Annotated in this window: 27 protein-coding genes and 2 tRNA genes; 12 read left to right on the forward strand and 17 right to left on the reverse strand. The window is 72.7% G+C overall.

What is annotated here, in order from left to right; all coding sequences use genetic code 11:
- Positions 1-3: 3 nt before the first annotated feature.
- Positions 4-297, forward strand: a complete 294-nt coding sequence (locus ACZ43H_RS16335) for a DUF4287 domain-containing protein (RefSeq protein WP_464584606.1) — start codon at positions 4-6, stop codon at positions 295-297.
- Positions 298-300: 3 nt separating this feature from the next.
- A complete protein-coding gene (locus ACZ43H_RS16340) occupies positions 301-786 on the forward strand; it encodes a cupin domain-containing protein (protein ID WP_464584608.1) in 486 nt (161 codons plus the stop codon).
- A 74-nt stretch (positions 787-860) separates the two neighbouring features.
- On the opposite strand, the gene ACZ43H_RS16345 is transcribed toward ACZ43H_RS16340, so the two are convergent.
- A tRNA-Ala gene (locus tag ACZ43H_RS16345) sits at positions 861-936 on the reverse strand.
- Positions 937-1,044: 108 nt separating this feature from the next.
- On the reverse strand, positions 1,045-1,938 hold the full coding sequence (gene sepX / locus ACZ43H_RS16350; RefSeq protein WP_464584610.1) for a divisome protein SepX/GlpR: 894 nt from the start codon (positions 1,936-1,938) through the stop codon (positions 1,045-1,047).
- A gap of 220 nt (positions 1,939-2,158) precedes the next feature.
- Here sepX and ACZ43H_RS16355 point away from each other — a divergent pair, with 220 nt between their 5' ends.
- A complete protein-coding gene (locus tag ACZ43H_RS16355) occupies positions 2,159-3,700 on the forward strand; it encodes a sulfatase-like hydrolase/transferase (RefSeq protein ID WP_464584612.1) in 1,542 nt (513 codons plus the stop codon).
- Here the strand turns inward: ACZ43H_RS16355 and ACZ43H_RS16360 are convergent.
- Genes ACZ43H_RS16360 through ACZ43H_RS16380 form a run of 5 tightly spaced genes read right to left on the reverse strand, consistent with a single transcriptional unit; the run spans position 3,651 to position 7,831 of the window.
- Complete coding sequence (locus tag ACZ43H_RS16360; RefSeq protein ID WP_464584614.1) at positions 3,651-4,235, reverse strand: GNAT family N-acetyltransferase; 585 nt, start codon at positions 4,233-4,235, stop codon at positions 3,651-3,653. The two genes, ACZ43H_RS16355 and ACZ43H_RS16360, sit on opposite strands and share 50 nt — an antisense overlap.
- Positions 4,232-4,708 (reverse strand): MogA/MoaB family molybdenum cofactor biosynthesis protein, encoded by a 477-nt coding sequence (locus ACZ43H_RS16365; RefSeq protein ID WP_464584616.1) that lies wholly within the window; start codon positions 4,706-4,708, stop codon positions 4,232-4,234. The genes ACZ43H_RS16360 and ACZ43H_RS16365 overlap by 4 nt, the downstream gene beginning before the upstream one ends.
- Complete coding sequence (gene moaC, locus ACZ43H_RS16370; RefSeq protein ID WP_464590842.1) at positions 4,705-5,142, reverse strand: cyclic pyranopterin monophosphate synthase MoaC; 438 nt, start codon at positions 5,140-5,142, stop codon at positions 4,705-4,707. The genes ACZ43H_RS16365 and moaC overlap by 4 nt, the downstream gene beginning before the upstream one ends.
- A gap of 51 nt (positions 5,143-5,193) precedes the next feature.
- Complete coding sequence (gene glp / locus ACZ43H_RS16375) at positions 5,194-6,426, reverse strand: molybdotransferase-like divisome protein Glp (RefSeq protein ID WP_464584618.1); 1,233 nt, start codon at positions 6,424-6,426, stop codon at positions 5,194-5,196.
- Positions 6,419-7,831 carry a UTP--glucose-1-phosphate uridylyltransferase gene (locus ACZ43H_RS16380; RefSeq protein WP_464584620.1) on the reverse strand — a complete coding sequence of 471 codons (1,413 nt, stop codon included), beginning with the start codon at positions 7,829-7,831 and terminating at the stop codon, positions 6,419-6,421. Before ACZ43H_RS16380 ends, glp begins: the two co-directional genes overlap by 8 nt.
- A 23-nt stretch (positions 7,832-7,854) precedes the next feature.
- Here ACZ43H_RS16380 and ACZ43H_RS16385 point away from each other — a divergent pair, with 23 nt between their 5' ends.
- The gene (locus ACZ43H_RS16385) at positions 7,855-8,469 is read left to right on the forward strand and encodes a 5-formyltetrahydrofolate cyclo-ligase (RefSeq protein WP_464584622.1); all 615 of its coding nucleotides are present in this window, start codon (positions 7,855-7,857) and stop codon (positions 8,467-8,469) included.
- On the opposite strand, the gene ACZ43H_RS16390 is transcribed toward ACZ43H_RS16385, so the two are convergent.
- Positions 8,466-11,099, reverse strand: a complete 2,634-nt coding sequence (locus ACZ43H_RS16390) for a penicillin acylase family protein (protein WP_464584624.1) — start codon at positions 11,097-11,099, stop codon at positions 8,466-8,468. The two genes, ACZ43H_RS16385 and ACZ43H_RS16390, sit on opposite strands and share 4 nt — an antisense overlap.
- Before the next feature lie 82 nt (positions 11,100-11,181).
- On the opposite strand from ACZ43H_RS16390, the gene ACZ43H_RS16395 reads away from it, so the two are divergent.
- From ACZ43H_RS16395 to ACZ43H_RS16405, 3 genes are all read left to right on the forward strand, one after another.
- Positions 11,182-11,481, forward strand: coding sequence for an FmdB family zinc ribbon protein (locus tag ACZ43H_RS16395; protein WP_464584626.1), 300 nt, complete (start codon positions 11,182-11,184; stop codon positions 11,479-11,481).
- 70 nt (positions 11,482-11,551) lie between these two features.
- Entirely contained in the window at positions 11,552-12,187 is a 636-nt protein-coding gene (locus ACZ43H_RS16400; RefSeq protein WP_464584628.1) for an SAF domain-containing protein, read from the forward strand.
- A gap of 53 nt (positions 12,188-12,240) precedes the next feature.
- A complete protein-coding gene (locus ACZ43H_RS16405; protein WP_464584630.1) occupies positions 12,241-12,600 on the forward strand; it encodes an MscL family protein in 360 nt (119 codons plus the stop codon).
- A 16-nt stretch (positions 12,601-12,616) separates the two neighbouring features.
- On the opposite strand, the gene ACZ43H_RS16410 is transcribed toward ACZ43H_RS16405, so the two are convergent.
- Both ACZ43H_RS16410 and ACZ43H_RS16415 read right to left on the reverse strand, forming a co-directional pair.
- Positions 12,617-12,778 carry a hypothetical protein gene (locus tag ACZ43H_RS16410; protein ID WP_464584632.1) on the reverse strand — a complete coding sequence of 54 codons (162 nt, stop codon included), beginning with the start codon at positions 12,776-12,778 and terminating at the stop codon, positions 12,617-12,619.
- Positions 12,779-12,788: 10 nt separating this feature from the next.
- The gene (locus ACZ43H_RS16415; protein ID WP_464584634.1) at positions 12,789-14,012 is read right to left on the reverse strand and encodes an LCP family protein; all 1,224 of its coding nucleotides are present in this window, start codon (positions 14,010-14,012) and stop codon (positions 12,789-12,791) included.
- 135 nt (positions 14,013-14,147) lie between these two features.
- Between ACZ43H_RS16415 and argS the strand changes: the two genes are divergently transcribed.
- Complete coding sequence (argS, locus tag ACZ43H_RS16420) at positions 14,148-15,875, forward strand: arginine--tRNA ligase (RefSeq protein ID WP_464584636.1); 1,728 nt, start codon at positions 14,148-14,150, stop codon at positions 15,873-15,875.
- Here argS and ACZ43H_RS16425 read toward each other — a convergent pair.
- From ACZ43H_RS16425 to ACZ43H_RS16435, 3 genes are all read right to left on the reverse strand, one after another.
- Positions 15,853-17,187, reverse strand: a complete 1,335-nt coding sequence (locus tag ACZ43H_RS16425) for a chloride channel protein (RefSeq protein WP_464584638.1) — start codon at positions 17,185-17,187, stop codon at positions 15,853-15,855. The two genes, argS and ACZ43H_RS16425, sit on opposite strands and share 23 nt — an antisense overlap.
- Positions 17,188-17,250: 63 nt before the next feature.
- Positions 17,251-18,546, reverse strand: coding sequence for a hemolysin family protein (locus tag ACZ43H_RS16430; RefSeq protein WP_464584640.1), 1,296 nt, complete (start codon positions 18,544-18,546; stop codon positions 17,251-17,253).
- Between the two features lie 119 nt (positions 18,547-18,665).
- Positions 18,666-19,346 carry a hypothetical protein gene (locus ACZ43H_RS16435; protein WP_464584642.1) on the reverse strand — a complete coding sequence of 227 codons (681 nt, stop codon included), beginning with the start codon at positions 19,344-19,346 and terminating at the stop codon, positions 18,666-18,668.
- 315 nt (positions 19,347-19,661) lie between these two features.
- Here ACZ43H_RS16435 and ACZ43H_RS16440 point away from each other — a divergent pair.
- A tRNA-Arg gene (locus tag ACZ43H_RS16440) sits at positions 19,662-19,734 on the forward strand.
- A 124-nt stretch (positions 19,735-19,858) separates the two neighbouring features.
- Positions 19,859-20,056 (forward strand): hypothetical protein, encoded by a 198-nt coding sequence (locus tag ACZ43H_RS16445; RefSeq protein ID WP_464584644.1) that lies wholly within the window; start codon positions 19,859-19,861, stop codon positions 20,054-20,056.
- A 12-nt stretch (positions 20,057-20,068) separates the two neighbouring features.
- On the opposite strand, the gene ACZ43H_RS16450 is transcribed toward ACZ43H_RS16445, so the two are convergent.
- From ACZ43H_RS16450 to ACZ43H_RS16460, 3 genes are all read right to left on the reverse strand, one after another.
- Complete coding sequence (locus ACZ43H_RS16450; RefSeq protein ID WP_464584646.1) at positions 20,069-20,347, reverse strand: DUF4333 domain-containing protein; 279 nt, start codon at positions 20,345-20,347, stop codon at positions 20,069-20,071.
- Positions 20,348-20,430: 83 nt separating this feature from the next.
- Entirely contained in the window at positions 20,431-21,615 is a 1,185-nt protein-coding gene (locus ACZ43H_RS16455; protein WP_464584648.1) for a saccharopine dehydrogenase family protein, read from the reverse strand.
- A gap of 9 nt (positions 21,616-21,624) precedes the next feature.
- A complete protein-coding gene (locus tag ACZ43H_RS16460) occupies positions 21,625-21,840 on the reverse strand; it encodes a hypothetical protein (protein WP_464584650.1) in 216 nt (71 codons plus the stop codon).
- A gap of 135 nt (positions 21,841-21,975) precedes the next feature.
- Between ACZ43H_RS16460 and ACZ43H_RS16465 the strand changes: the two genes are divergently transcribed.
- Both ACZ43H_RS16465 and ACZ43H_RS16470 read left to right on the forward strand, forming a co-directional pair.
- Complete coding sequence (locus ACZ43H_RS16465) at positions 21,976-22,245, forward strand: DUF2277 domain-containing protein (protein ID WP_464584652.1); 270 nt, start codon at positions 21,976-21,978, stop codon at positions 22,243-22,245.
- Entirely contained in the window at positions 22,242-23,093 is an 852-nt protein-coding gene (locus ACZ43H_RS16470) for an NAD-dependent protein deacetylase (protein WP_464584654.1), read from the forward strand. Before ACZ43H_RS16465 ends, ACZ43H_RS16470 begins: the two co-directional genes overlap by 4 nt.
- Positions 23,094-23,155: 62 nt before the next feature.
- On the opposite strand, the gene ACZ43H_RS16475 is transcribed toward ACZ43H_RS16470, so the two are convergent.
- The gene (locus tag ACZ43H_RS16475) at positions 23,156-23,842 is read right to left on the reverse strand and encodes a metal-dependent transcriptional regulator (RefSeq protein WP_464584656.1); all 687 of its coding nucleotides are present in this window, start codon (positions 23,840-23,842) and stop codon (positions 23,156-23,158) included.
- Positions 23,843-23,904 lie beyond the last annotated feature (62 nt).

The raw sequence follows: 23,904 nt of genomic DNA on the forward strand, positions 1-23,904 counted from the left end.
GCATTGTCGTTCCAGGCGTACCTCGACAAGGCCGAGGAGAAGACGGGGCTGACCCCTCAGGAGATCGTCGATCGTGCGCACGAGCGTGGGTTCGGACCCGAGTCGAAGGCCGGGGAGGTCCTCGCCTGGCTGGCCGAGGACCTGGGTCTGGGACGCGGGCACGGCATGGCGCTCGTCCACGTGATCAAGAACGGCCCCGAGATCAGCGACCGCCATGTCGGGACCAGCGGCAGCCACCGCGACGCGTCCACGACCTTGAGGCTCGACGGCGTGGCCGCCCGGTCCTCCGAGGGCTGAGCCGTGTCACTCCCTCGCCCCTACCCCGCCGACACCTACTCCGGCACCGACGGTGAGGCCAGCGCCTGGCTGCGGCGCACCGACGAGCCACCGGAGATCACCTTCCGGAGCGGGGGCACGTGCGAGTACCTCGCCACGGGCGACCAGGCAGCGGGGCGGTTCGGCCTGTACCGGTGGACGTTCGGGGAGACCGAGTCCGGCCCGGACCCGCACTTCCACCGCTCGATCTCCGAGCAGTTCTACGTGCTCTCCGGCGAGGTCCGGCTCCACGACGGCCGCGGGTGGATCACGGCTCGGCCGGGCGACTTCCTGTACGTCCCGGAGGGCGGCATCCACGGCTTCCGCGGTGCGGACCACGCGTCGATGCTGCTGATGTTCGCGCCCGGTGGGCCCCGGGAGGACTACTTCGAGACCCTGGCACGCGGTGAGCAGATGACCGAGGAGCAGCGCGCGAGCTTCATGCAGATGCACGACACCCACTGGGTCTGACCGCGCGACTCGCGGTCCGGCGCGTAAGAACCAGAAAGGCACCGCCTCCCACAGGGGAGGCGGTGCCTTTCTCGTGGTGGAGCTGAGGGGATTCGAACCCCTGACCTTCTCATTGCGAACGAGACGCGCTACCAACTGCGCCACAGCCCCGGTGCGTCCCGGGGGACGCGGTGGGAAACGTTAGCACCACGGGTGCGGCGTCTCCCAATCGGTTCCCGACACGGCCGGGAGCCGCGTCGGGCCGGGTCGGCCCGGGGTTCAGGAGCCGACGGCGCGCTGGTCCTCACCCTGCGCCCGTGACTTGCGCGCCTTGTCCGCCTCGTCTGCCTCACGGGCCAGCTGGGAGTCCGCGTGGGTGTTGCCTGAGGTCCACACGCCGGTGGCGTCGAGGTCGATGGTGCGCACCGTGCGGCGGGCGGCCGCCGGCTTGGTGACGTAGGTCGGGAGGGTGACGGGCACCGGGTCCCACAGGGTCGGGTCGACCACGGCGGCCGGCATCGAGGAGGTGTCGACCGTCCAGTCGTCGCCCTCGTCGGCGACGAGGTGCTCGGTGACGACCTCCTCGTCGGGAGTCGCGGTCGCCTCGGTGGGTCGCGGGGCGGCGGCGCGGGGACGGCGTACGGCGGGGGCCGCGGCCCGCTCCGAGCGCACCATCAGCCGGCAGGCGACCAGCCAGGCGACGAGCAGCCCGGCCGGGATCGCCTCGGACCACCACGGCAGGACGGAGAAGGCCGCGAGCGCGAGGACCACGACGTTCGCGAGCAGGACCGTGCCGAGCACGCGGCGGCGCCGACGGGCGGCACGGTTGGCCGCCTCGCGGCGGGCGCGCTGCGCGACCACCGGGACCTCGGCGACGGGCGCCTCGGCCGCGGGCACCTCGGCTGCAGGCGACTCGGGGGCGTGGACGACCTCGGGGCGGGCGTGGGCCTTGGTGGTCACGACCGCGGTGGAGGCGGCGCGGCCGGGGGTGACGACGAGCCGGGCGTTGCGCCGGTCGACGGGCTCGCGCCGCGCCAGCACCCGCATGGTGTGGGAGAACCGGTCGACCGAGCGGCTGCGCACCGCGTCGTCGTGGTGCTTGAGCGCCTTGGGCACGAGGTAGACGGCCCACGCGACGGCGAGGGCGACGAAGATCAATGCGCTGGGGTCCACGCTCAGAGGTTAGGAGTGCTAGCGCACACCCCCGCGGATGTCCACCCGTGTGTCGCAAAAAGACTCGTGTGACTGATGGGGGAAGAGGGGTCATTAGACTCGAAGAGACAGCCCCCGGGTCAACCGAGGCCGGGGCACCGACACCCCGGGCGTCGGCCCGGGGTCGTAGCAACCGGGGGCACACGACATGACGAACGCCGTTCGTCGCAGGCGCCTCGGCGTGGTGTTGCTCCTCTGCGTGGCCCTGGTGGCGACGATCTCGTGGCTCGTCGTGGGACGCGACGACGACCACCCGCCAGCCCCGGCACCGCCACCGTCGCCGGCGCCCGTGGCCCGCCCGGGGGCCCCCAACATCGTGCTCGTCACCACCGATGACCAGACCCTCGCCGACCTGACGTGGATGCCCCGGACCCGTCGGCTGCTGGGCGGGCACGGGGTGACCTTCTCCCACGCCTTGTCGCCGGCACCCCTGTGCTGCCCGGCCCGCGCCGAGATCATCACCGGACAGATGGGGCAGAACAACGGGGTCCAGTTCAACCGCGGTCCCTACGGGGGCTACCACGTGCTGCGGGACAAGACGAACACCATCGGCACCTGGTTGCAGGCGGCGGGCTACGACACGGCGCTGGTGGGGAAGTTCCTCAACCGCTGGAACTGGGAGGGGCGCCCCGCGGGCTGGACGATCTGGCGCGCGGCCGTGAGCGGCGTCTACAGCTACGACGACACCCGCTTCGCCACCGACAGCGGGACCCGCGCCTTCACCCGCAACGTCACCCCGGTGATCTCCGGCTACACAACACGGTTCGTACGCCGCCTCGCCGCGGACGACGCCCCCTTCTTCATCTGGGCCTCCCACGTCGCCCCGCACCTGCGACGGGACCACCACTCAGCCACCGTCGGCCTCCCGCTGCCGACCGCACGACACCGGCACGTGCTCGAGGGCGTGCGGTCGCCCTCGCTCTCCAAGCCGTCCTTCGACGTCGCCGGTCGACGGCCCCGGCCCTACCCGAACCGGATGCGGCACCCACTGCCCCGGCGGCCCCTCCAGACCGAGTTCACCCGGCGCATCCAGTCGCTGCAGGACGTCGACACCGCGGTGGCCCGCCTCGTCTCCGTCCTGCGCGAGACCCACCAGCTCGGCCACACCTACATCCTCGTCACCTCGGACAACGCATTCCTCCTCGGCGAGCACCGCCTCACGGGCAAGAACATGCTGTTCCGCGAGGCCCTCGAGGTGCCCCTGGTGGTCCGCGTCCCCGGCGCCCGCCACGGGAGGACCTCGAGCCTGCCGGTGACGCTCACCGACCTCGCCCCCACGATCCTCGACCTCGCGGGCGGCACCACCGGCCGCCTCCAGGACGGTCGGTCGTTCGCGTCCGTCCTGCGCGGCTACCGATCACGGTCGTGGCGCGACACCCAGCTGGTGCAGGCCGGCAACCACCGCAGGCGGGGGCCGGACCCCGGCTGGGACTTCCGCGGGGTGCGCACCCGGCGCTACACCTACATGCTGCGCATCGACGACCAGCGGGCCTTCCTCTACGACCGCCGCAGGGACCCCCACGAGATCGTCGACGTCGCCCGCGACCCGCGCTACCGACCCGTGCTGCGCGAGCTGGCGAGGAGGTACGCCGCCCTGGCGCTGTGTGCCGGCGCCGACTGCGACCGCCGGTTCGGACCCGTCCCCCAACCACGGGGTCCCCGCGGCGAGGGCCTCAGTCCCGGATCCTCGCCAGCATCCCCTCGGGGCACTCCTCGACGGTGACGGCGTAGATCCGGTGGTCGCGCCAGGCCCCGTCGATGTGCAGGAACTTCGGGGCGTAGCCGACCTCGCGCAGGCCCAGCTTCTCGACGACCCGCAGCGAGTTGGAGTTCTCCGGCCGGATCGCGATCTCGATCCGGTGCAGGCCCGCGGTGGAGAAGCAGTGGTCGATGACCATCGCGACCGCGCGCGGCATGATGCCGCGGCCGGCGTACTCCCGGTCCAGCCAGTAGCCGACCGAGGCGAACTGCGCGGAACCGCGCACGATGTTGTTGACGGTCACCTGCCCCACGAACCGGCCGTCGACCTCGATCGCGAAGGGGTACGTCGTCCCCGCCCGCGCCTGGCGGTTCAGCCGCCACACCAGCGACCGGAACGACGACGGTCGCGCCTCGGACCCGGGCGGGACGGTGGCGTCCCAGGGCTTGAGCCAGGCCGCGTTGCGACGCCGCGCGGCGCGCCAGTCCGGCGCGTCACGATAGGTCAGCGGCCGCAGCGTCACCTCGCCCGACGACAGCCAGACGGGCCAGCCGCTCAATGATCGCTCCCGACGACCTGCTCGACCGCGTGCACGAGGATCGGCCGGAGCACGGCCAGGCCGTCCTTCACCCCGCCGCGCGACCCCGGCAGGTTGACCACGAGGCAGCTGCCCACGACACCGGCCAGGCCACGCGACAGCACCGCGGTGGGGACCCCGTTGGCGACGCCGTGGGCACGGATCGCCTCCGCGACGCCCGGGACCTCGCGGTCGAGCAGCGCGCGCGTCACCTCGGGGGTCCGGTCGGTCGGGGTCAGGCCGGTGCCGCCGGTGGTCAGCACCACGCGCGCCCCGCCGGTCGCCGCCGCCGCGATCGCCTCGCCGACCGGCTCGCCGTCCGGCACCACGACGGGGGCGTCGACGGTGAACCCGAGCTCGGCGAGGAAGTCCACGATCAGCGGGCCGGTGGCGTCCTCGTAGACGCCGGCCGCGGCGCGGTTCGACGCGACCACGACCTCGGCGCGCAGGCTCACGAGCCGCTCTCCCGGGCCCAGTCGCCGGACTTGCCGCCCGTCTTGGTCTCCACCCGGACGTCGGTGATCACGGCCGCCTTGTCGACCGCCTTGACCATGTCGACGACGGTGAGGGCCGCCACCGTCACCGCGGTCAGCGCCTCCATCTCGACGCCGGTCCGGTCGGTGGTCCGCACCGTGGCGGCGATGTCGACGCTCTCGTCGGTGACCGTCAGGTCGACGGTCACGCCCGAGATCGACAGCGGGTGGCACAGCGGGACGAGGGACGGCGTCTGCTTGGCGCCCATGATCCCGGCGAGCCGGGCCACCGCGAGGGTGTCCCCCTTCGGCACCCCCGCCCCGCGGAGCAGCGAGACCACCTCGGCCGAGACCAGCACGCGCCCGGAGGCGGCGGCGGTCCGGGCGGTGACGTCCTTGCCGGAGACGTCGACCATCCGGGCGGCGCCGGCCTCGTCGACGTGGGTCAACCGGTCCACAGATCCCCCTCAGAAGTCCTGGTCGAGCAGCAGCACCTGCACCTGCTCGCCCGCGGGCACCGAGGTGACGTCCTCGGGCACCACGACCAACGCGTTGGACGACGCGAGGTCACCGATCAGGTGCGACCCGTGGCCGCCGACCGGGCTGACGTACGGCCCGCCGCCGTCCACGGAGTACTCCCCTCGCACGAACTGGCGCCGGCCCGCCGGCGAGCTGATCGCGCGGGTGAGCCGGGCCCGCGTGGTCGGTCGGGAGCACGGCGTCTTCCCCATCAGCTTGCGGATCGCGGGCAGCACGAACATCTCGAAGGAGATGTACGACGACACCGGGTTGCCGGGCAGCGTGAAGATCGGGGTGCGGTCCTCGCCGACCACTCCGAAGCCCTGCGGCTTGCCCGGCTGCATGGCGACTCCCCCGAACCAGACCGTCCCGGTGGGGGCGAGCGCCTCCTTGACGACGTCGTAATCGCCCTGCGACACCCCGCCGCTGGTCACCACGATGTCGGCGCGCACGAGCTGGTCGTGCAGCGCGTCGAGGAACTCGCGCGGCTCGTCGGGGACGATCCCGACCCGGTAGGCGATGGCACCGGCACGCCGCGCGGACGCCGCGAGCAGGAAGGAGTTGCCGTCGTAGATCGTGTCGTGGCCCAGCGGCTGCCCCGGCTCACGCAGCTCCGAGCCGGTGGACAGGATCACCACGCGCGGCCGTGGGCGCGAGCGCACGGTGGCCCGGCCGACCGAGGCCAGCAGCCCGAGGTGACGCGGACCGAGCACAGTGCCGTGCTCGACGAGCAGGTCGCCCTCGGCGACGTCCTCACCGGCGCGGCGGACGTGCTGGCCGAGGTCGGGAGCGCGGTCGATCCGGACCTGCGCGACACCCCGGTCGGTCCACTCGTAGGGCACGACGGAGTCGGCCCCCGCGGGCAGCGGCGCGCCGGTCATGATCTTGACGGCCGTGCCCGGTGACATCGCCAGCAGCTGCGCCTGGCCGGCGCCGATCTCGCCGACCACGGGCAGGTGCACCGGCGACTCGCCGGTCGCGGTGACCACGTCACGGTGGCACACGGCGTACCCGTCCATGCCGGAGTTGTCGAACGAGGGCAGTCGGATCGGGGCGACGACGTCCTCGGCGGCGGCGAGGTCGAGGGCCTCCATCAGCGGCTGCGGGAAGTCCGGCAGCGGCCCGACGGCGTCGAGGATGCGGGCGAGGTGGTCCTCGACGGAGGTCAGGTCGTCACCCATGCGTGGACCCGTCCGCGGCGCCCGTCGCGCCGTCGGAGAGCACCGAGCCGGCGTCGACGCGCTGGGCCGACGCCGCCTCGAGGGTCACCTCGCCGATGACCTCGACGCCCTTGCCGAAGGTCCAGTCGCCCTCGACGCGCAGCGCGGTGGCCTTGCGCATCGACGGCGCGCCCTCGGGGAAGCGCTTGTCGAACTCCCCGACGAGCTTGTAGTGGTCGGCGTCGAGGTCGACGAACGGCAGCGCGTCGGCGACCTGGTCGAGCACGAAGTCCTGCCCGATGTCGTAGACGTCCGAGCGCAGCACCAGCAGGTCGTTGGTGGTCTTCACCGGCACGAACCGGTCACGCCCCACCTCGATCAGCCGGGAACCCTCGAACACCTCGATCGCCGCCCCCATCGCGGTCTCGACCTGGATCACCTCGGGGGTGGACTTGTCGCCGGGGTCGACGTTCTTGACGTTGCGGATCAGCGGCAGGCCGAGGATCCCCTGGCGCACGTCGAGCGCAGTCTTCATCGCGGCCAGGTCGAACCACAGGTTGTTGGTCGAGCAGAACCGGTGGCGGTCGAGGTCGGCCAGCGCCTCGGCGTCCTCGGGCAGCGTCTGCGCGGTCTCGCGCAGCACGATCCGGCCGTCGCTCTTGCGCCGGGCGAAGTGGCCGCCCTTGCGGTCGGAGGGCGTGCGCCGCACGGCCTCGATCGCGAACGGCGCGCCCGAGGTGGCGAACCAGCCCGCGACCCGCGCGTCCGGGACCGCCCCGAGGTTGTCGGAGTTGGAGACGAAGACGTAGCTGTAGCCGGCCTCGATGAGCCGGTCGAGCAGGCCGGTGCCGCGCAGCGCGGTGTAGAGGTCACCGTGGCCGGGCGGACACCACTCGAGGTCGGGGTCCTTGGGCCAGCTCACCGGCGCCAGGTCCTTGGCGAGCAGCTTCGGCTCCTTGTTCTGCAGGAACTCCAGCGGCAGGCCCTCGACCTTGAGGTCCTCGTAGCGGGCCAGCGCGGCCATCGTGTCCGCGGAGGTGCGGAAGGAGTCCATGAAGATCAGGGGCAGCGTGGCGTCGTGCTCCGTGCGGAGGTGCAGCACCTGCCGGGCGATGATGTCGAGGAACGACAGCCCGCGGCGCACGCACAGCAGCGACTTGGCACGGTCCATGCCCATGGAGGTGCCGAGCCCACCGTTGAGCTTGATCACGGCCGTCCTGCGGATCGCCTCGGCGGCGTCCTCGTCGGACACCTCGACGTCCGCGAGCCGCTCCATGTCCACCGGCTCGATCGACGACTCGGGGATCATCCCGGTCTCCCCGTGCTCGAGGAGCCGGTAGTAGTGCGCGAACGTCTCGATGGCGACCTCGTCGACGCCCGCGGCGACCATCTTGTCGCGTGCCCGTTGCAACCCTGCGCTACCCATGTAGTCGATCGTAGGCTGGTCCGGTGGTCCCGCCGCAAATGCCCTCAGATCCGTCTCCGAGGCCGGGCGCCGCCGCGGCCAAGCTGGCCGTGCGGGACCGGCTGCTGACCCGCCGCAACCGGCGTCCGCTGGCGGAGGTCGGCGACGCCTCCCGGGCCCTCGCCGAGGTGCTGCTCGCCGTCCCGGAGGTGCGCCGCGCGGCCACCGTGGCGGCGTACGTCTCCATCGGCAACGAGCCCGGCACCGGCCACCTGCTCGCCGCGCTGGAGGAGGCGGGCAAGCGGGTGATCCTGCCCGTGCTGCTGCCCGACCTGGACCTCGACTGGGCGGTCCACCGCGGTGAGGGGAGCCTGGCCCCGGCCCGACTCGGGCTGCTCGAGCCGGTCGGCGCACGCCTCGGACCGGACGCGGTGGGCACCGCCGACGTCGTCCTGCTGCCCGGCCTGGCGGTGTCCCCCGACGGGCTGCGCCTGGGCCGCGGTGGCGGGTGCTACGACCGGGCGCTGGCGCGGGTTCCCGTCGGCACCTTCACCTGCGTGCTCCTCTACGACGACGAGGTCGGGATCGACGTGCCCGCCGAGCCCCACGACCGGCGGGTGCTCGCCGCCGCGACACCCTCGGGGGTGCGGCTCCTCTAGCGAGGCTCCGCGGGCTCCAGGGTCAGCGTGTCCTCGCCCGCGTCCTCCACCGCCGACCGCGTGAACGGCCAGGGCAGCGTGTCGCCGGCGGCCCACAGGTCGGTCTGGTCGGTGTAGTGGCGGTCGAACGGGTGCCCCGAGACGCCGGTGAGGTTGATCCACCGGGACCGGTCGAGGTCACCGAGCGAGACCACCATCCGCATCGACGGAGCGGTCTCGACGTCGTAGCCGTCCGCGGCGTCCCACCCGGTCGCGTCCACGGCCGCACTGCCACCCGCGAGGTCCCAGGACCCGCGGTTGACCAGCCACTCGACGGGGCCGATGCCGGACTCGCCCAGCGCCGCCTGGTGCAGGTCGAGCCGGTGCAGCCGACCCCAGCTCCACTCCTCGGGGTGCACGTCCTGGCGCTGCGTCAGCTCGTCGCGCGCGGCGGTCATCGCGGCCGCCAGGATGTCGTCGCGGGTCTCCACCTCGCTTGTGCCGCTGTCGTCCCACCACGGGTCCGACGGCTTCTCGAGCAGCCGGCTCACGACCGCGAACCACCGGTCGCCGCCGTCCGGCCGCTGGTCCTCGGGGAGGTCGTCGTCGAAGGTCAGCCGGAGCAGGTTGCTCCAGACGACGTTGAAGTACGCCGCCGCGGCGCTGTCGGCGGGCTGGGAGAAGTCCCACGAGCGCAGCAGCCGCTGCCCGGCCGAGTAGTAGCCGTGCGGCAGCGGCACGTCGAGGAGGTACGGCGTGAGCACCGGGCCGATCGGGTTCCGGGCGTCGAGCTGGAGGGCGAGCATCTCGTCGACCGACAGCTCCCCCTCCTCCGAGAGCCGGTCCCGGATCCGCTGGGAGCGGTAGCCCTGGTCCCAGTCGTCGGTGAGCCGGTAGGGGTAGTCGGGGCCGATGACCGCCTGGTTGGCGGTGACGATGAACCCCTCGTCGGGGTCGAGCACGTTGGGCAGCCCGGAGAAGGGCACGTAGTCGCCGGTCCAGTCGTTCTCGGGCTGCCAGCCGGCGACGGGCAGCTGGCCGTCGTTGCCGGACTTGCGGATCGGGATCCGGCCGGGGGCCTGGTAGCCGATGTGCCCCTCGGTGTCGGCGTACACGAGGTTCTGTGCGGGCACCGCGAAGGCCGATGCCGCGGCCCGGAAGGAGTCCCAGTCGGTGGCCAGGTCCAGCTCGAGGATCGCGTCGGCGGTGGGCGCCGGCTTCAGCGCGGTCCAGGACAGCGCGACGGCGTACCTCTCGTCGTCGGGCCGGCCCGGCACCCGCGCGTCGGAGCCGACGTCCTCGAGCTCGTCCGAGACGTCGGAGAGCAGCGGCCCGTGCTTCGTCGAGCGGACGGTGATCCTCACGTCGTCGCCGCCGTCGACCTTGATCGTCTCGGTGCGCGTGCGCAGCGGGCGCAGCCGGCCGTCGTAGCGCCACCGGTCCCCCTCGACCCGCTCGAGGAACAGGTCGCTCACGTCGGCACCGAGGTTGGTGAAGCCCCAGGCGATGTCGGCGTTGTGACCGATGATCACGCCCGGGACCCCGGAGAAGGTGAAGCCGGCGACGTCGAGGGGGCAGTCCTCGGAGACGGTCCGGCAGTGCAGGCCCATCTGCATCCAGACCCCCGGCAGGCTGGTGCCGAGGTGCGGGTCGTTGGCGAGCAGTGGCGCCCCGGTCGCGGAGTGCTCGCCGTCGACCACCCAGCTGTTGCTGCCGACGCCGTCCCCACGCCCGAGCAGGGTGGGCATCCGTGCGATGCCGTGGCGCAGCCGGGACAGCGCGGCACGAGCGCCCGCGGTGTACGCCGGCCGCTGCGGGTTGCGGGTCGCGCCCGGGGTCGCGTCCTGGTCGAAGACGCCGTCGACGACGGCACCCTGCCCGACGATCGGGGCGTGCTCGGCGAACGGGTACGCCGGGTAGAGCTCGGCCACCTGCTCGGCGCTGTGGCCGGCCAGCGACAGGACCCGGTCGATCTCCTCGGTCATGTTGCCGCGCAGGTCCCAGGCCATGGCCTTGAGCCAGGACAGCGAGTCCACGGCCGTCCAGTGCTCGGGCTCGTAGTCGAGGCCGCCGGCGTTGAGCACGGTGTACTCGACGGCGATCTGGCTGGACGAGTGCTGGTCGAGGTAGGCGTTGACGCCGTCGGCATACGCCTCCAGCGCGGTCCGGGTCTCGGGCTTGATCAGCGCGAGCTCCCGCTCCGCGACCCGTCGCCAGCCCATGGTGCGGACCATCTCGTCGCTCTCGAGGGCGTCCTTGCCGAACATCTCCGCGAGACGGCCGGCGGTGGCGTGCCGGCGCACGTCCATCTCGAAGAACCGCTCCTGGGCGTGGACGTAGCCCTGCGCCCGCATCAGGTCCTCGACCGAGTCGCCGTAGAGCTGCGGGATCCCGTGGTCGTCGCGGACCACCTCGACCTTCGCGTCGAGGCCGGGCAGCTCGAGGCTGCCGGTCGTCTGCGGCAACGGCCTGCGGACCAGGACCACCCCGGTGACCAGTCCGGCCACCAGCACCAGCACCAGGCCGGCTGCGACGTACGCCGCGATCCGGGCCCAGCGGGGCCAGCCGAGGAACGCACGCCACCAGGTGGCCGGGCCGGAACGGGCGCCGGGGCCGGGCTCCGACGGGCGGGGATCGGGCTGCTCGGTCATGGTGCTGGTCATTGTGCCGTGCCGTATGATTGGCAGTCGCCGGGGCCGAGTGCCAGCCGACCCGACGCCACCAAGGAGAACCGTGCCGACCTACCAGTACGCCTGCACCGAGTGCGGCCACGCCTTCGAGCAGTTCCAGAGCTTCTCCGACGACGCGCTCACCGTCTGCCCGGAGTGCGACGGTCGTCTGCGCAAGGTCTTCAACGCCGTGGGCGTCGTCTTCAAGGGCTCGGGCTTCTACCGCACCGACAGCCGCTCGTCGGGCTCCTCGACGACGGCCTCGTCCTCGGGCAGCTCCTCGACCACGACGTCGGGCGACTCCTCGTCGACGGGCTCGAGCGACAGCAAGCCCGCCGCGACCGCGTCGGCCGCCAAGGACTGACGCCCCGGCCCCGGGAGGGGCCTGTGGAGAGCCGGCCCCGTCCGGCCCGAAAACTCCTACCGTCGAGGCCATGGCCTCGACCCGTGACCACCTGACCCGCCTGCTCCGCTCGGTACGCCGCGCCGTGCTGCGGCGCCGTCGGCTGCTGGCCGCCGGACTCACCGCGGTGGCCGTGGCCACCGGTCTGCACGCCGCGGCCGCGCCGCCCCCGCCGGTCGTGACGGTGCGGGTGGCCGCCCGGGACCTGCCCGCGGGCTCGGTCCTGGCCGCCGACGACCTCACCGAGGTGGACCTGCCACCGGACTCCGTGCCGTCGGGGCTGGTCAACGGTCCGGAGGGCCGGGTCCTCGCCGCGCCGCTGCGCGCGGGCGAGCCGGTCACCGACGTGCGCCTGCTCGGCCCGGCCCTGGCCGCGGCGTACCCCGGCCGGGTCGCGACGCCGGTGCGACTGCCCGACGCCGGCATGGCCGGGCTCCTGCACACGGGCGACCGGGTCGACCTGGTCGCCGCGGACCCGCAGGGGTCGGGTGCCCGGGTCGTGGCGACCGACGTCCCCGTGCTCGCGGTCCCGCGGTCCGGCGGGGAGCCGTCGGCCGCGGGCGAGGTGGGCGGGCGCCTGGTGGTGGTGGGCGCCGAACCGGGCGACGTGCCGGCCATCGCCGACGCCGCCGTGCGTTACTTCCTGACCTTCGTCTACACCCGTTAGCGTGCAGTCATCCCCGCACGGGGCGGGCCTCTCGGACGACACAGGAGCAGCACATGACCGGGTTCAAGAACTTCATCCTCCGCGGCAACCTCGTCGAGCTCGCGGTCGCCTTCATCATGGCGGCCGCGTTCGCCACCGTGGTGACCGCCACCGTCGGCCTGATCATGGACCTGATCGGCAAGGCCGGCGGCACGCCCGACTTCTCCAACTACGAGTGGAAGGGGATCTCGATCGGGATCTGGCTCACCTCGGTGATCTCGTTCCTGATCATCTCCGCGGTCGTGTACTTCTTCATCGTGATGCCCTACACCAAGGCCAAGGAGCGCTACTTCCCCAGCCCCGAGCCGGGCACCCCCGAGGACGTGAAGCTGCTCCAGGAGATCCGCGACCTGCTCGCCCAGCGCCAGGTCTGACGCGCCAAGGCGGGCGTCAGCCGTGGTGGGGCGGCACCTGGGATTTCAGCCAGGCCTCTCCGGCGTCCTCACCGGACCCGGTGTCGGGTTCCCGCTCGTCGGCGGTCGTCTCGGGGAGCACGTCCCCGAAGATCGCGGCCAGCCGCCGGCGGCGCTCCCAGTCGGTCTCCTCGGCCACGCCCCGCCCCTCAGGCACAGAGCCCGGCGTCGCTGAGCGTCTGGGCGTCCGGGCCCTCGGTGCTGCCCGAGCCGCCGCCACCGGGCGAGGGCGACGACGAGCCGTTCCCCGAGGGGTTGCTGCTGCCGGACGTGCCGGGCACGTTGCCGGCGCTGATCACGTCCCGCGCGAGGCGCCTGGTCAGCGGCTCGTCGTTCGCGATCTTCTTCCACACCTGCTTGGCCTCCGGGGTCCACACCAGGTGGTTGGCGTCCGCGGGGTCGACCGTGTTCGGGATGGTGATGAACTGGATCTTGTCCAGCCCGATGTCACGGAACTCGTAGCCGAGCTGACCGATCTTCTTCAGGCTGCCGATCTCCTTGTCGAGGGTGATCGACTTCGTCGCGGCCTCGAGGAAGCGCACGACCTTGATCGGGTTGGCGAGCGTGCCGGCGGTCACGACCTGGTGGGCCATCGAGGCGATGAACGCCTGCTGGCGCTTCATCCGGCCGACGTCGGAGCCGTTGCCGACGACGTAGCGCTCACGGACGTAGTTGAGCGCCTGCTGGCCCTCGAGCTTGCGGGTGCCGGCGGGGATGTTGATGCCGTGCGCCGGGTCGACGATGTCCTCGGGGATGCAGACCTGGACGCCGCCGATCGCGTCGACCATGTCCTTGAACCCCTCGAAGTTGACCACGACGAAGTGGTCGACGAGGACGCCGCTGAGCTGCTCGAACTGGCGGATCGTGCAGGCGGGGCCACCGACGGAGAACGCCTCGTTCCACATCACGTGGGTGCCACCCGGGATGTCCTGCCCGTCCTCGGTCTTGCAGGTGGGCCGGTCGACCATCGAGTCGCGCGGGATGCTGATGCCGTAGGCGCGGGTGCGGTCCGCCGAGAGGTGGATCAGGATCGTGGTGTCCGACCGCTCCCCCATGCCGGTGAGGTTGTCGATGTTGCAGCCCTGGCAGTCGCGGGCGTCGGACCCCATCACCAGGATGTTCAGCGGCTCGTGCGGGCCCTCGACCGCCACCTTGTCGGGGCGGTCGGTGCCGAGCTGCTGGGTCAGGTCGACGACGTTGAGGTTGCCGTTGAGGTGGCGGTAGATGAACACGACGGAGAGACCGGTGACCATGCCGAGCACCACGAGCGCGGCGACCACGACCTTGGCGACCGTGTGTCTCTTGCGCTTCTTGCCGCGCCTCTTGGGCGCGCCGGGCTCCGGCTGGGCACTGCTCTGCTCAGCGTCGGACATGCGTGTTCACCTCGGGGATCGGGAGAGCTCGGCGCAGCTCGAACCTACGCGCAATCTCCAAAGTGTGCCGCTGACCTGCCCTTTCGACCAAACCCGCCCGTGGTCGCGGCCGGCCCGGCGCCTACCCTGAGCGGCATGACCAGCCCCGCCGACGTGCTCATCGACCGCCTCCAGCGCGCCCTGGGCGCGGCCTTCGGGCCCGAGCACGCCGGCACCGACCCGGTGCTGCGACCCTCGCAGTTCGCCGACTTCCAGGCCAACGTCGCGCTCGCGCTCGCCAAGCGGCTCGGGAGCAACCCCCGCGCCGTCGCCGAGGCCCTCGTCGAGCACCTCGACGTCGCCGACGTGTGCCTGGCGCCCGCGGTCAGCGGCCCCGGCTTCGTCAACCTCACCCTGCGCGGCGACTGGCTGGCCGGGCAGGTCACGGCGCTGGCCGGCGACGGCCGGCTCGGGGTCCCGGTCCAGGAGCCGCAGGTCGTCCCCGTCGACTACTCGGCACCCAACGTGGCCAAGGAGATGCACGTCGGCCACCTGCGCACGACCGTGGTCGGCGACGCGCTGGCCCGGACGCTCGAGCACCTCGGGCACCGGGTGGTGCGGCAGAACCACATCGGCGACTGGGGCACGCCGTTCGGGATGCTCATCGAGCACCTCCTCGACGTCGGCGAGGACTCCGAGCAGGCACGGCTCCTGTCGACCGACCCGAACGCGTTCTACCAGGGCGCCCGCGCCGAGTTCGACGCCGATGAGAATGGTTTCGCCGACCGGGCCCGCCGTCGGGTGGTGGCGCTGCAGGCCGGCGACCCGGACACGCTGCGGCTCTGGCAGGAGCTGATCGACCTCTCCACGGCCTACTTCAACTCCATCTACTCCACGCTCGACGTCACGCTGACCGACGCCGACCTGGCCGGCGAGTCGACGTACAACGACGAGCTGCCCGGCATCTGCGAGGACCTCGAGGCAGCCGGGATCGCGACGATGAGCGAGGGGGCGCTGTGCGTCTTCCTCGAGGAGTTCACCGGCCGCGAGGGCAGGCCGGTGCCGCTGATCATCCGGAAGAGCGACGGCGGCTACGGCTACGCCACGACCGACCTCGCCACCATCCGGCACCGGGTCCGCGACCTCGGGGCCGACCGGATCCTCTACGTGATCGGTGCCCCCCAGCACCTGCACCTGCAGATGGTCTTCGCCACCGCCCGCAGGGCGGGCTGGCTGACCGACGACGTCGAGGTCGTGCACGTCCAGATCGGCAACGTCCTCGGCCCCGACGGGAAGATCCTCAAGACCCGCAGCGGCGCGCCGATCCGGCTCCGCGCCCTGCTCGACGAGGCCGTGGAGCGCGCGGCGGCGGTGATCGCCGAGGCCCGGCCCGAGATGCCGGACACCGAGCGTCGGCTCGTCGCCCGCCAGGTCGGCATCGGCGCGGTGAAGTACGCCGACCTCTCGGTCGCCCACGACAGCGAGTACACCTTCGACCTGGACCGGATGGTGTCGCTCACCGGCAACACCGGCCCCTACCTGCAGTACGCCGCCGCGCGGATCCGCTCGATCCTGCGCCGGGCCGGGGACGCCCCGGACGGCCCGGTCCTGCAGACCGAGGAGGCCGAGCGGGAGCTGATGCTCGCGCTGCTCGGGTTCGGTGACGTGGTGGCCGGTGTCGGCGCCACGCTCGAGCCGCACCGGCTCTGCACCTACCTCTTCGACCTGGCGCAGACGTTCACCACGTTCTACGACCGCTGCCCGGTGCTCAAGGCGCCCGAGGCGGAGGTCCGCGCCTCACGGCTGCGGCTGTGCGCGGTGACGCTGGCCGTGCTCGAGCAGGGGCTGGCCCTGCTCGGCATCACGGCGCCGCAGCGGATGTGACCGGTGTGAGCCAGGCGGAGGCGACGTACGACGTCACCACGCCCACGATGACCAGCGGCATCAGGGCGACGGCGTCGCTGACGAGGATCAGCGACGGCAGCAGCACCGACACCAGGGGCAGCCGGAGCATGGCCACGGTCATCGCGCCGATGCCGATGCCCACCCCGGCGATGGTGGAGAGCCCCGGCAGCTGAGCGGCGAGGAGCCCGAGCGCGGCGCCGACGAACATGCCCGGGAAGACGGGGCCGCCGCGGAAGCAGCTCAGCGAGAGGCTGTACGCGAGGCCCTTGCACACCACCAGCAGGGCCAGCGCACCCGCCGACCAGGAGGACGCCGCCTGCACGAGGTCGGGCAGCGCGTCCTGTCCCGAGAAGAGGACGTACGACGCCTCCTTGTCCGTCGCCGCCTCGAAGGCGATGGCCACCAGCGCCACCCCGAGCCCGACCACCGGGGTCAGCAGGACCTGCCGGCGCTCGACGACCGGTTGCAGGGCCAGCGCCCCCCGCCTGATCAGCAGGCCGAGGAGCGCGGCCACCACGCCGATCCCGATCGCCCAGAGGAACTCGCTCACCGTCGGGGCGGAGGCGGCGGGGAGGTCCGGGATCGCCAGCGAGAACGTGCCCAGGCCGGTCCACCCGTCGAGCCCGACGAAGATCAGCGCGCCGATGCCCGCGGCCAGCAGGCCCGGCAGCAGCACCACGCCCATCATGGTCCCGGCCAGCCCGGCGGCCTCCATGAGCAGGAAGGCGCCGGTGATCGGCGATCCGAGGAGGGTGGCGATGGCCGCGAAGCTCCCGGCCGCCGCGATCACCCCGACCGCCTGCTGTGGGGCGTCCTTCTTCAGCAGGCGCACCGCGAGCACGCCCAGGCCGCTGCCGATCGCGATCAGGGGAGCCTCCGGCCCGAGCACCGCGCCGAGGCAGAGCGTGGCCAGCGCGGCCACCGCGATGCCCGGCAGGTCCCGCGGGTCCGTGGCTCCACCCGTCTTGAAGCCCTCGGCGGGCCGGTGACCACCGGTGCCGTGGAGGTACCTCAGGGTGAGGCCGACCACGAGGCCGCACACCACCAGCGGCACGACCGGCCACCACAGCGGCGACGAGCCGAGACCCAGCCCGTCGGGCAGGCTCACGAAGACCCAGTGCTGGGCCTTGGTCACGAAGGCCAGGAAGAAGTAGGCGACGACGGCGACCGGCACCCCGACGAGGGCGCCGAGCACCAGCAGGCCGACGTACGCCCGGCTGCGCAGCAGCTCGAACGGGTCGGGCGTCGCCGGCCCCGCGGCGGGCGGCGTCTCGGTCCCTTGCGTGTCCACTGCTCAGCCGTACCACGACGGCCGGGGCGCGCAGATCGCCCCCAGTGAGTGAGGCGTGAGCCGTCAGGGCACGTCCGGTGTGCGCCGGTGGGCGGGGAGCACGCGCACCTCGGCCACCCGCATGCCGGCCATCTGCGTCACCTCCAGCCGCGCCCCGTTGATCTCGACCGAGTCGCCCGCGCGCGGGATCCGGCCGAGCCGGGCGATGAGGTAGCCGGCCACGGTCTCGTAGCTGCCGTCCTCGAGCTCGAGGCCGGTCGTCTCGGCGAACTCCTCGATCGTCACGCCGGCGTCCACGGTCGAGGAGGTGCCGATGTCGCCGGTCCGGGGCTCGGTGGCGTCGTACTCGTCGCGGATCTCCCCGACCAGCTCCTCGACGAGGTCCTCCAGCGTGGCGATGCCGTCGGTGCCGCCGTACTCGTCGATGACGACCGCGAGGTGGACGCCCTCCTGGCGCATGGTCGAGACGGAGGGCAGCACCCTGTTGGTCGCGGGCAGCATCAGCACGTCCCGCCGCACGTCGCCGACCACCCGGCGGTCGTCGCTCGCGACCCCCAGCAGGTCCCGAACGTGCAGGAAGCCGAGCACGTCGTCGAAGCCGGTCCCGATCACCGGGTAGCGCGACCAGGGCTTCGTCCGGACCAGGTCGACGGCGTCCACGAGCGGCAGGTCGGCCGCGAGGAACTCGACCTCGCCGCGCGGCCGCATCACCTCCTTGACGGTGGTCCGGGAGGCCTGGAAGACGTCGCGCAGGATGCGACGCTCCTGCTCCCCGAGGCCCTCGTGGGTGGCGACGATGTCGCGCAGCTCCTCCTCCGACAGCTCCTCGCCGGTCGCCGACGGGTCTCCTCCCAGCAGGCGGACCACGACGTTCGTCGACGCGGAGAGGAGCCCGATCACCGGTCGCATGAGCGTGGCGAACCGGTCCAGGGGCGGCGCCACCGCGAGGGAGAGCCCGGCCGAGCGCTGGAGGGCGAGCCGCTTGGGCACGAGCTCGCCGAGGACCAGCGACAGGTAGGCGATCACGAGCGTCATCACCACGAGAGCGGTCGTGTCGGCCGCGTCGGCGGGCAGGCCCAGGCTCCGCAGGTGCGGTGCCAGGTCGGGCGCCAGCGTCGAGCCGCCGTACGCCGCCGAGAAGAACCCGGCCACGGTCACGCCGATCTGCACGGCGGCCAGGAACCGGTTGGGGTCGCGCGCGACGGCGGCCACACGTGCCCCGCGGGCGCTCTGGCGCTCGAGGCGCACCAGCTGGCTGTCGCGCAGCGAGACGAGTGCTATCTCGGTGGCGGCGAAGACGCCGCCCACGAGGACGAAGACGAGGACCAGGCCGAGGTTGAGGAAGGTCTGGCTGTCCATCAGGCCCGTTCACCCCCGACCGTGGTCAGCGGTGAACGGTCCGTACTTCGTGGGTCGTCCATGCGCTCGAAGATAGCGAGCGGCCGAAGCCGACCCCGTGGGGTCGGCCCGGCCCCGCGTCAGCGCAGGTCGTCGTCACCGCCGTGGTCGCCACCCTGGTCCTGGTCGCCCTGGCAGTCGTCGTCCTGGCCCTGGTCGTCGTCGTCCGCGTCGTCCTGCTCGTCGGCGTCGTCGGAGTCACCCTGGCCGTCGTGGTCGGAGTCGTCGGCGCCGTCCGGGGTCCCGTCGTCGTCGCTGTCCGAGTCGTGCACCCGGGTCCCGAAGTCGTTCTCGTCCTCGTCGGCGAGGCCGTCCTCGTCGGCGTCGTCGTCATCGGCCGTGCAGCTCTCGTCGGCGTCGTCCTCGTCCTCGTTGTCGACCTGGTCGTGGTCGGCGTCCTCGTCGCCGTCCTCGGTGCCGTCACCGTCGGTGTCGGGGTCGGTCGGGTCGGTCGAGTGGAGTCCGTCGTGGACCTCGTCCCCGTCGTCGTCGCCGTCGTTGTCGGAGTCCTCGTCGCGGGGGCGGGTGTCGTGACGGTACTCGGCGATGTTGCGCAGGCCGTCGTGGTCGGGGTTGCCCTTGGCGTTGGCACGGTGGGGGTTCAGGTGGTTCGCGATCTCCCAGCGGTTGGGCATGCCGTCGCCGTCGGCATCACCCGAGGCGGCGCCGGCGTACGGCGCGGAGAGCGAGAGCAGGCCGGCGGCGGCCATGGCGGAGGTGGCGGAGACGAGCTTGAACGCGGTGGTGCCGAGCACTGGCATGGGGGCCTCACAGTGATCAGGCCGGGGAGGGGTCCCGGGAGGTGATGTGCGACACAGGTAGGGCCGCAACCCGTACATGTCGCCAGACGTCCCGGTCGTTACACCGCGACGACGGGGCGCCGAACGGGTCGGACGTCCACTGGTGTCATCGGACCCGACCGGGCACTACTTGAGCGCGGACGCGGACATCCGCGCGTCGACCCCGGGCAGCGGTCCTCCCGGTGTCCTCAGGGGCCGCATTCGTCACATCACCCGTCTGCTGACAAAATGACCACCGCCACTGGACAGCGCTCACCACGAGGCTGCACAGGGCTCGCCCCAGTAGCTCAGCGGATAGAGCAGCCGCCTCCTAAGCGAAAGGTCGCAGGTTCGACTCCTGCCTGGGGCACCCTTCGTGGATCGCCGCGTGAGTCACGTCTCCGTCACCCGCCCCCAGCGACGCCGTTGGTAGGGGCGTACCCGCGCTCGGAAGGGGACCCGCGCGCCCGGCCCACGACCCCGAGGACGACCCGGTGACCGCTCCCCGACGACTGCTCACCCTGCACGGACCCATGAAGGCCACGGTCGCCAGCGAGCTGCTGTCCGCGATCGAGGGGGCGCTCGGGAGACTCGGCGCGGCCCGGGTCTGGATCGACCCGGACAGCCACCCCGACATGGCGATCATGGTGGAGCTGCCCGCGACCGCGCGGGACGTGAACCCCGCCGGGTGAGCGGGGCTCAGCTCACTTGATCTCCCAGGCGACGTCGCCGTCGTCGTTCTTCATGGTCACCGCGGCCGTGACCTGCTGCCCGTCCTTGGTCTCGACGTCGCACTCGAACGTGCCGCCGGTGTTCCACTCGACCTGGTCGGGGCAGTCGACGCTCACCGCCTGGCCGGTCTGGTCCTTGACCCCCGACGTGATCTCCTTCTCGAGCCCGTCGATGTCCACCTCGGAGGGGCTGCAGCCGGTCAGCAGCAGGAGCGCGGGGGCGGCCGCCAGGGTCATCCGGAGAGTTCTCATGGGCGCACGGTAGTCAGCGCCCACCGGCCGAGGGCCCTTTGTCGTGAGGCGTGTCCCTCACACCCGCGAGGGACCCCGAGGACTCAGGTGACGACCTCGAAGCGGATGCCCTGGGCCTGCAGCCGGGCGAGCAGGTTGTCGCCCATCGCCTGGGCGGTCGTCACCTGGCCGGACGTCGTCGGGTTGTCGTCGAAGGCCAGGCACATCGCCGACTCCGCCAGCATCTTGGCCGTCTCGGTGTAGCCGGGGTCGCCGCCGGAGACCCGCGTGTGGATGGTCCGGCCGTCGCCCTCCCCCACGAAGTCCACGGTGAACCACGACTTCTCGCGCTTGCTCTCGCCCGGCCCGTCGCCCTGCTTGATCCGGCCGAGCAGCAGGTTGCGCACCGGGCGCACCTGCGCGGCCGCGGCCAGGAACCCGACGCCGGCGGCCCCGCCGGCTGCGTACCGCAGCGTCTTCGTGCCCACGTAGTGCGAGTAGCGGAACTCCGGGCCGTACGACGCCAGCGCCGCACCGCTGCGGGCGACGACCATCGGGTCGATGGTCGGCAGCGGGAGCAGCCAGTAGCCGAGCGCCCCGTCCCGGTGCGGCTTGCCGGCGACGGCGCGGGACGAGCGGCCCTCGGGGCGCGGCTCGGCGCGGCGGCGGGCCGACGAGGCCTCCTTCATCTGCCGGGCACGGGACATGGCCGTCATCGCGGAGTGGAAGGTGCCGCCGGAGAACATGCCGCCCGCGCGGACCACGCCGCGCACCGCCACCGGCCCGGCAGCGTCGAGCTGCTGCACGGTGTACATCGCGCCCAGGTCGTGCGGGATGGAGTCGAAGCCGCACGCGTGCACGATCCGGGCGCCGGTGCGCTCGGCGGTCGCGTGGTGGGCGAGGTACATCCGGTCAACGAACTCGGGCTCGCCGGTCAGGTCGACGTAGTCGGTGCCGGCCTCGGCGCACGCGGCCACCAACGGCTCGCCGTACGTCAGGTAGGGGCCGACGGTGGTGATGACCACACGGGCCCGGCCGGCCACGTCCGCGAGCGACGCCGCGTCGGTGACGTCGGCGTGCATCAGCTCGAGGCGCTTGAGCTCGGGGTCGATGTCGGCCAGCTGGTCGCGCACCTTCTCCAGCTTCTGCGGGCTGCGCCCGGCCAGCGCCCAGCGCAGCCCGGCCGGCCCGTGCCGGGCGAGGTACTCCGCGGTGAGCCGGCCGGTGAACCCGGTCGCTCCGAAGAGCACGATGTCGAACTCACGGTTTGCGTTGCGTGCCTCGCCCATGGACCGAGGCTAGCCCGGTGTGTCGCAGTCCGGGTCGCCCGCCGCCCCGTGGGACCTCACTCCGGTGGCGTCCTCGTGGACCAGACGCGGCCTGCGTTCGAGCTCGGACGGCGGCTGCGGCCGGCCCGGCGGGAGCGCCGGGGCCACCGCAGCGAGCACGCCGGGCTCCTCGGGCGTGCGGATGTCCAGCTCGGCATGCAGCCAGTCGGCCTCCCACCACATCACGTTCCTCGACGCTCCTTCGTCCGCGGACCCGGATCGGGCCGAGCTCCCACAGGGTTGCACCGTCGCAGCCACGACGGGACAGGTCCGGTGCCGGTCGTCGGTGCAGGTGGGCCACGGCGACGTACCCTGAGTCGCATGTGCCGCAACATCCGCCCGCTCCACAACTTCGAGCCGCCGGCCACCGATGACGAGGTCACCGCGGCCGCGTTGCAGTACGTCCGCAAGGTGAGCGGCTCGACGCGACCGTCGCAGGCCAACCAGGCAGCGTTCGACCGCGCCGTGCGGGAGATCGCCCACGTCACCCAGCACCTGCTCGAGGACCTGGTCACCAGCGCGCCGCCGAAGGACCGGGAGGTCGAGGCCGACAAGGCGCGCGCCCGGGCCGCGCTGCGCTACGCCCGATGAGCCTGCGGGACGCGGCGCCGGTCGAGCCGGCGATCCGGGACGAGGCGTACGCCGCGGCCCTGGCGCTGCTGCGCGGCCGCCCGCTGGTGGTGCTCACCGGTGCCGGCCTCTCGACCGACTCCGGCATCCCCGACTACCGGGGGCCGGGCTCGCCCTCGCGGACGCCGATGACCTACCAGGAGTTCGTGTCCGGCCCGGAGGCCCGGCAGCGCTACTGGGCGCGCAGCCACCTCGGCTGGGGGCGCATGCACGGCGCCGACCCGAACGACGGCCACCACGCGCTGGCCCGCCTCGACCCGACGCTGCTGATCACCCAGAACGTCGACGGGCTGCACGAGCGGGCGGGGTCCCGCCGGCTGGTGGCCCTGCACGGACGGATCGCCGAGGTGGTCTGCCTCGACTGCCGCACCACGTCGGCCCGGGCGGCGCTGCACGAGCGGCTCACCCGGCTCAACCCCGGCTTCGCCGAGCGGCACGCCGGGGCGGCCGTGCGGCCGGACGGTGACGTCGAGCTCGACGAGACCCGCGACTTCGTCGTGCCCGGGTGCGAGGCGTGCGGCGGGATCCTCAAGCCGCACGTCGTCTTCTTCGGCGAGAACGTCCCACCCCCGCGCGTCGAGCGCTGCTACGCCGCGGTCGAGGCCCTGGTCCACGACGACGGTGCGCTGCTGGTGGCCGGCTCGTCCCTCACCGTGATGAGCGGGCTCCGCTTCGTGCGCAGGGCGGCCCGCAACGGGACCCCGGTGGTCATCGTGAACCGGGGCGCGACCCGCGGCGACGAGCTGGCGGCGTACAAGCTGGAGGTCGGCTGCAGCGCCTTCCTGACCCGCCTGGCCGAGCCGGCCTGACCGGCCGGCGGCCCGCACCTCCCCTGCCGGCCGGTGCCCGACGTCCCCCGACGCGGGCCGGATCAGAGCCGGCGCACGAAGATGTGGTCCGCCGCCTCGGGCACCACCTCGGCGGTCTCGCCACCGGAGCCGACCAGGACGCCCTCGCCGGTCGTCACGACCGTGATCGTCTTGTCCGGCAGCGCCCCCACCCGGCGCAGCGCGCTCATCAGGGTCTCGTCCTTCTGCATCTCCTCGGAGATGCGGCGCACGATCACCCGCGCCTCGTCCGCGGACGCCGCCTTGGACAGCGGCTCCACGCCCTCCATGAACTCCTCGCCGGCGACGACCTCACCGAGCTCGTCGAGCCCCGGGATCGGGTTGCCGTAGGGCGACTCCGTCGGGTGGTCGAGCAGCTCGACGAGCCGACGCTCCACGGTCTCCGACATGACGTGCTCCCAGCGGCACGCCTCCTCGTGGACCAGCTCCCAGTCCAGGCCGATCACGTCGGTCAGCAGCCGCTCGGCCAGCCGGTGCTTGCGCATCACCCGGGTGGCCAGGCGCATGCCCTCGTCGGTGAGCTCCAGGTGTCGGTCGCCCTGCACGGTGAGCAGTCCGTCGCGCTCCATCCGGGCCACGGTCTGGGAGACCGTCGGCCCGCTCTGGTGGAGCCGCTCGGCGATCCGCGCACGCAGGGGGACGATGCCCTCCTCGGACAGCTCGTAGATGGTCCGGAGGTACATCTCGGTGGTGTCGATCAGGTCGCTCACCGACCCATTCTGACGCATGCCGCACACATCCCCGTCGCCCGTCGCCACGGACGTGGCACAGT

Source organism: Nocardioides sp. DN36, assembly GCF_055380375.1.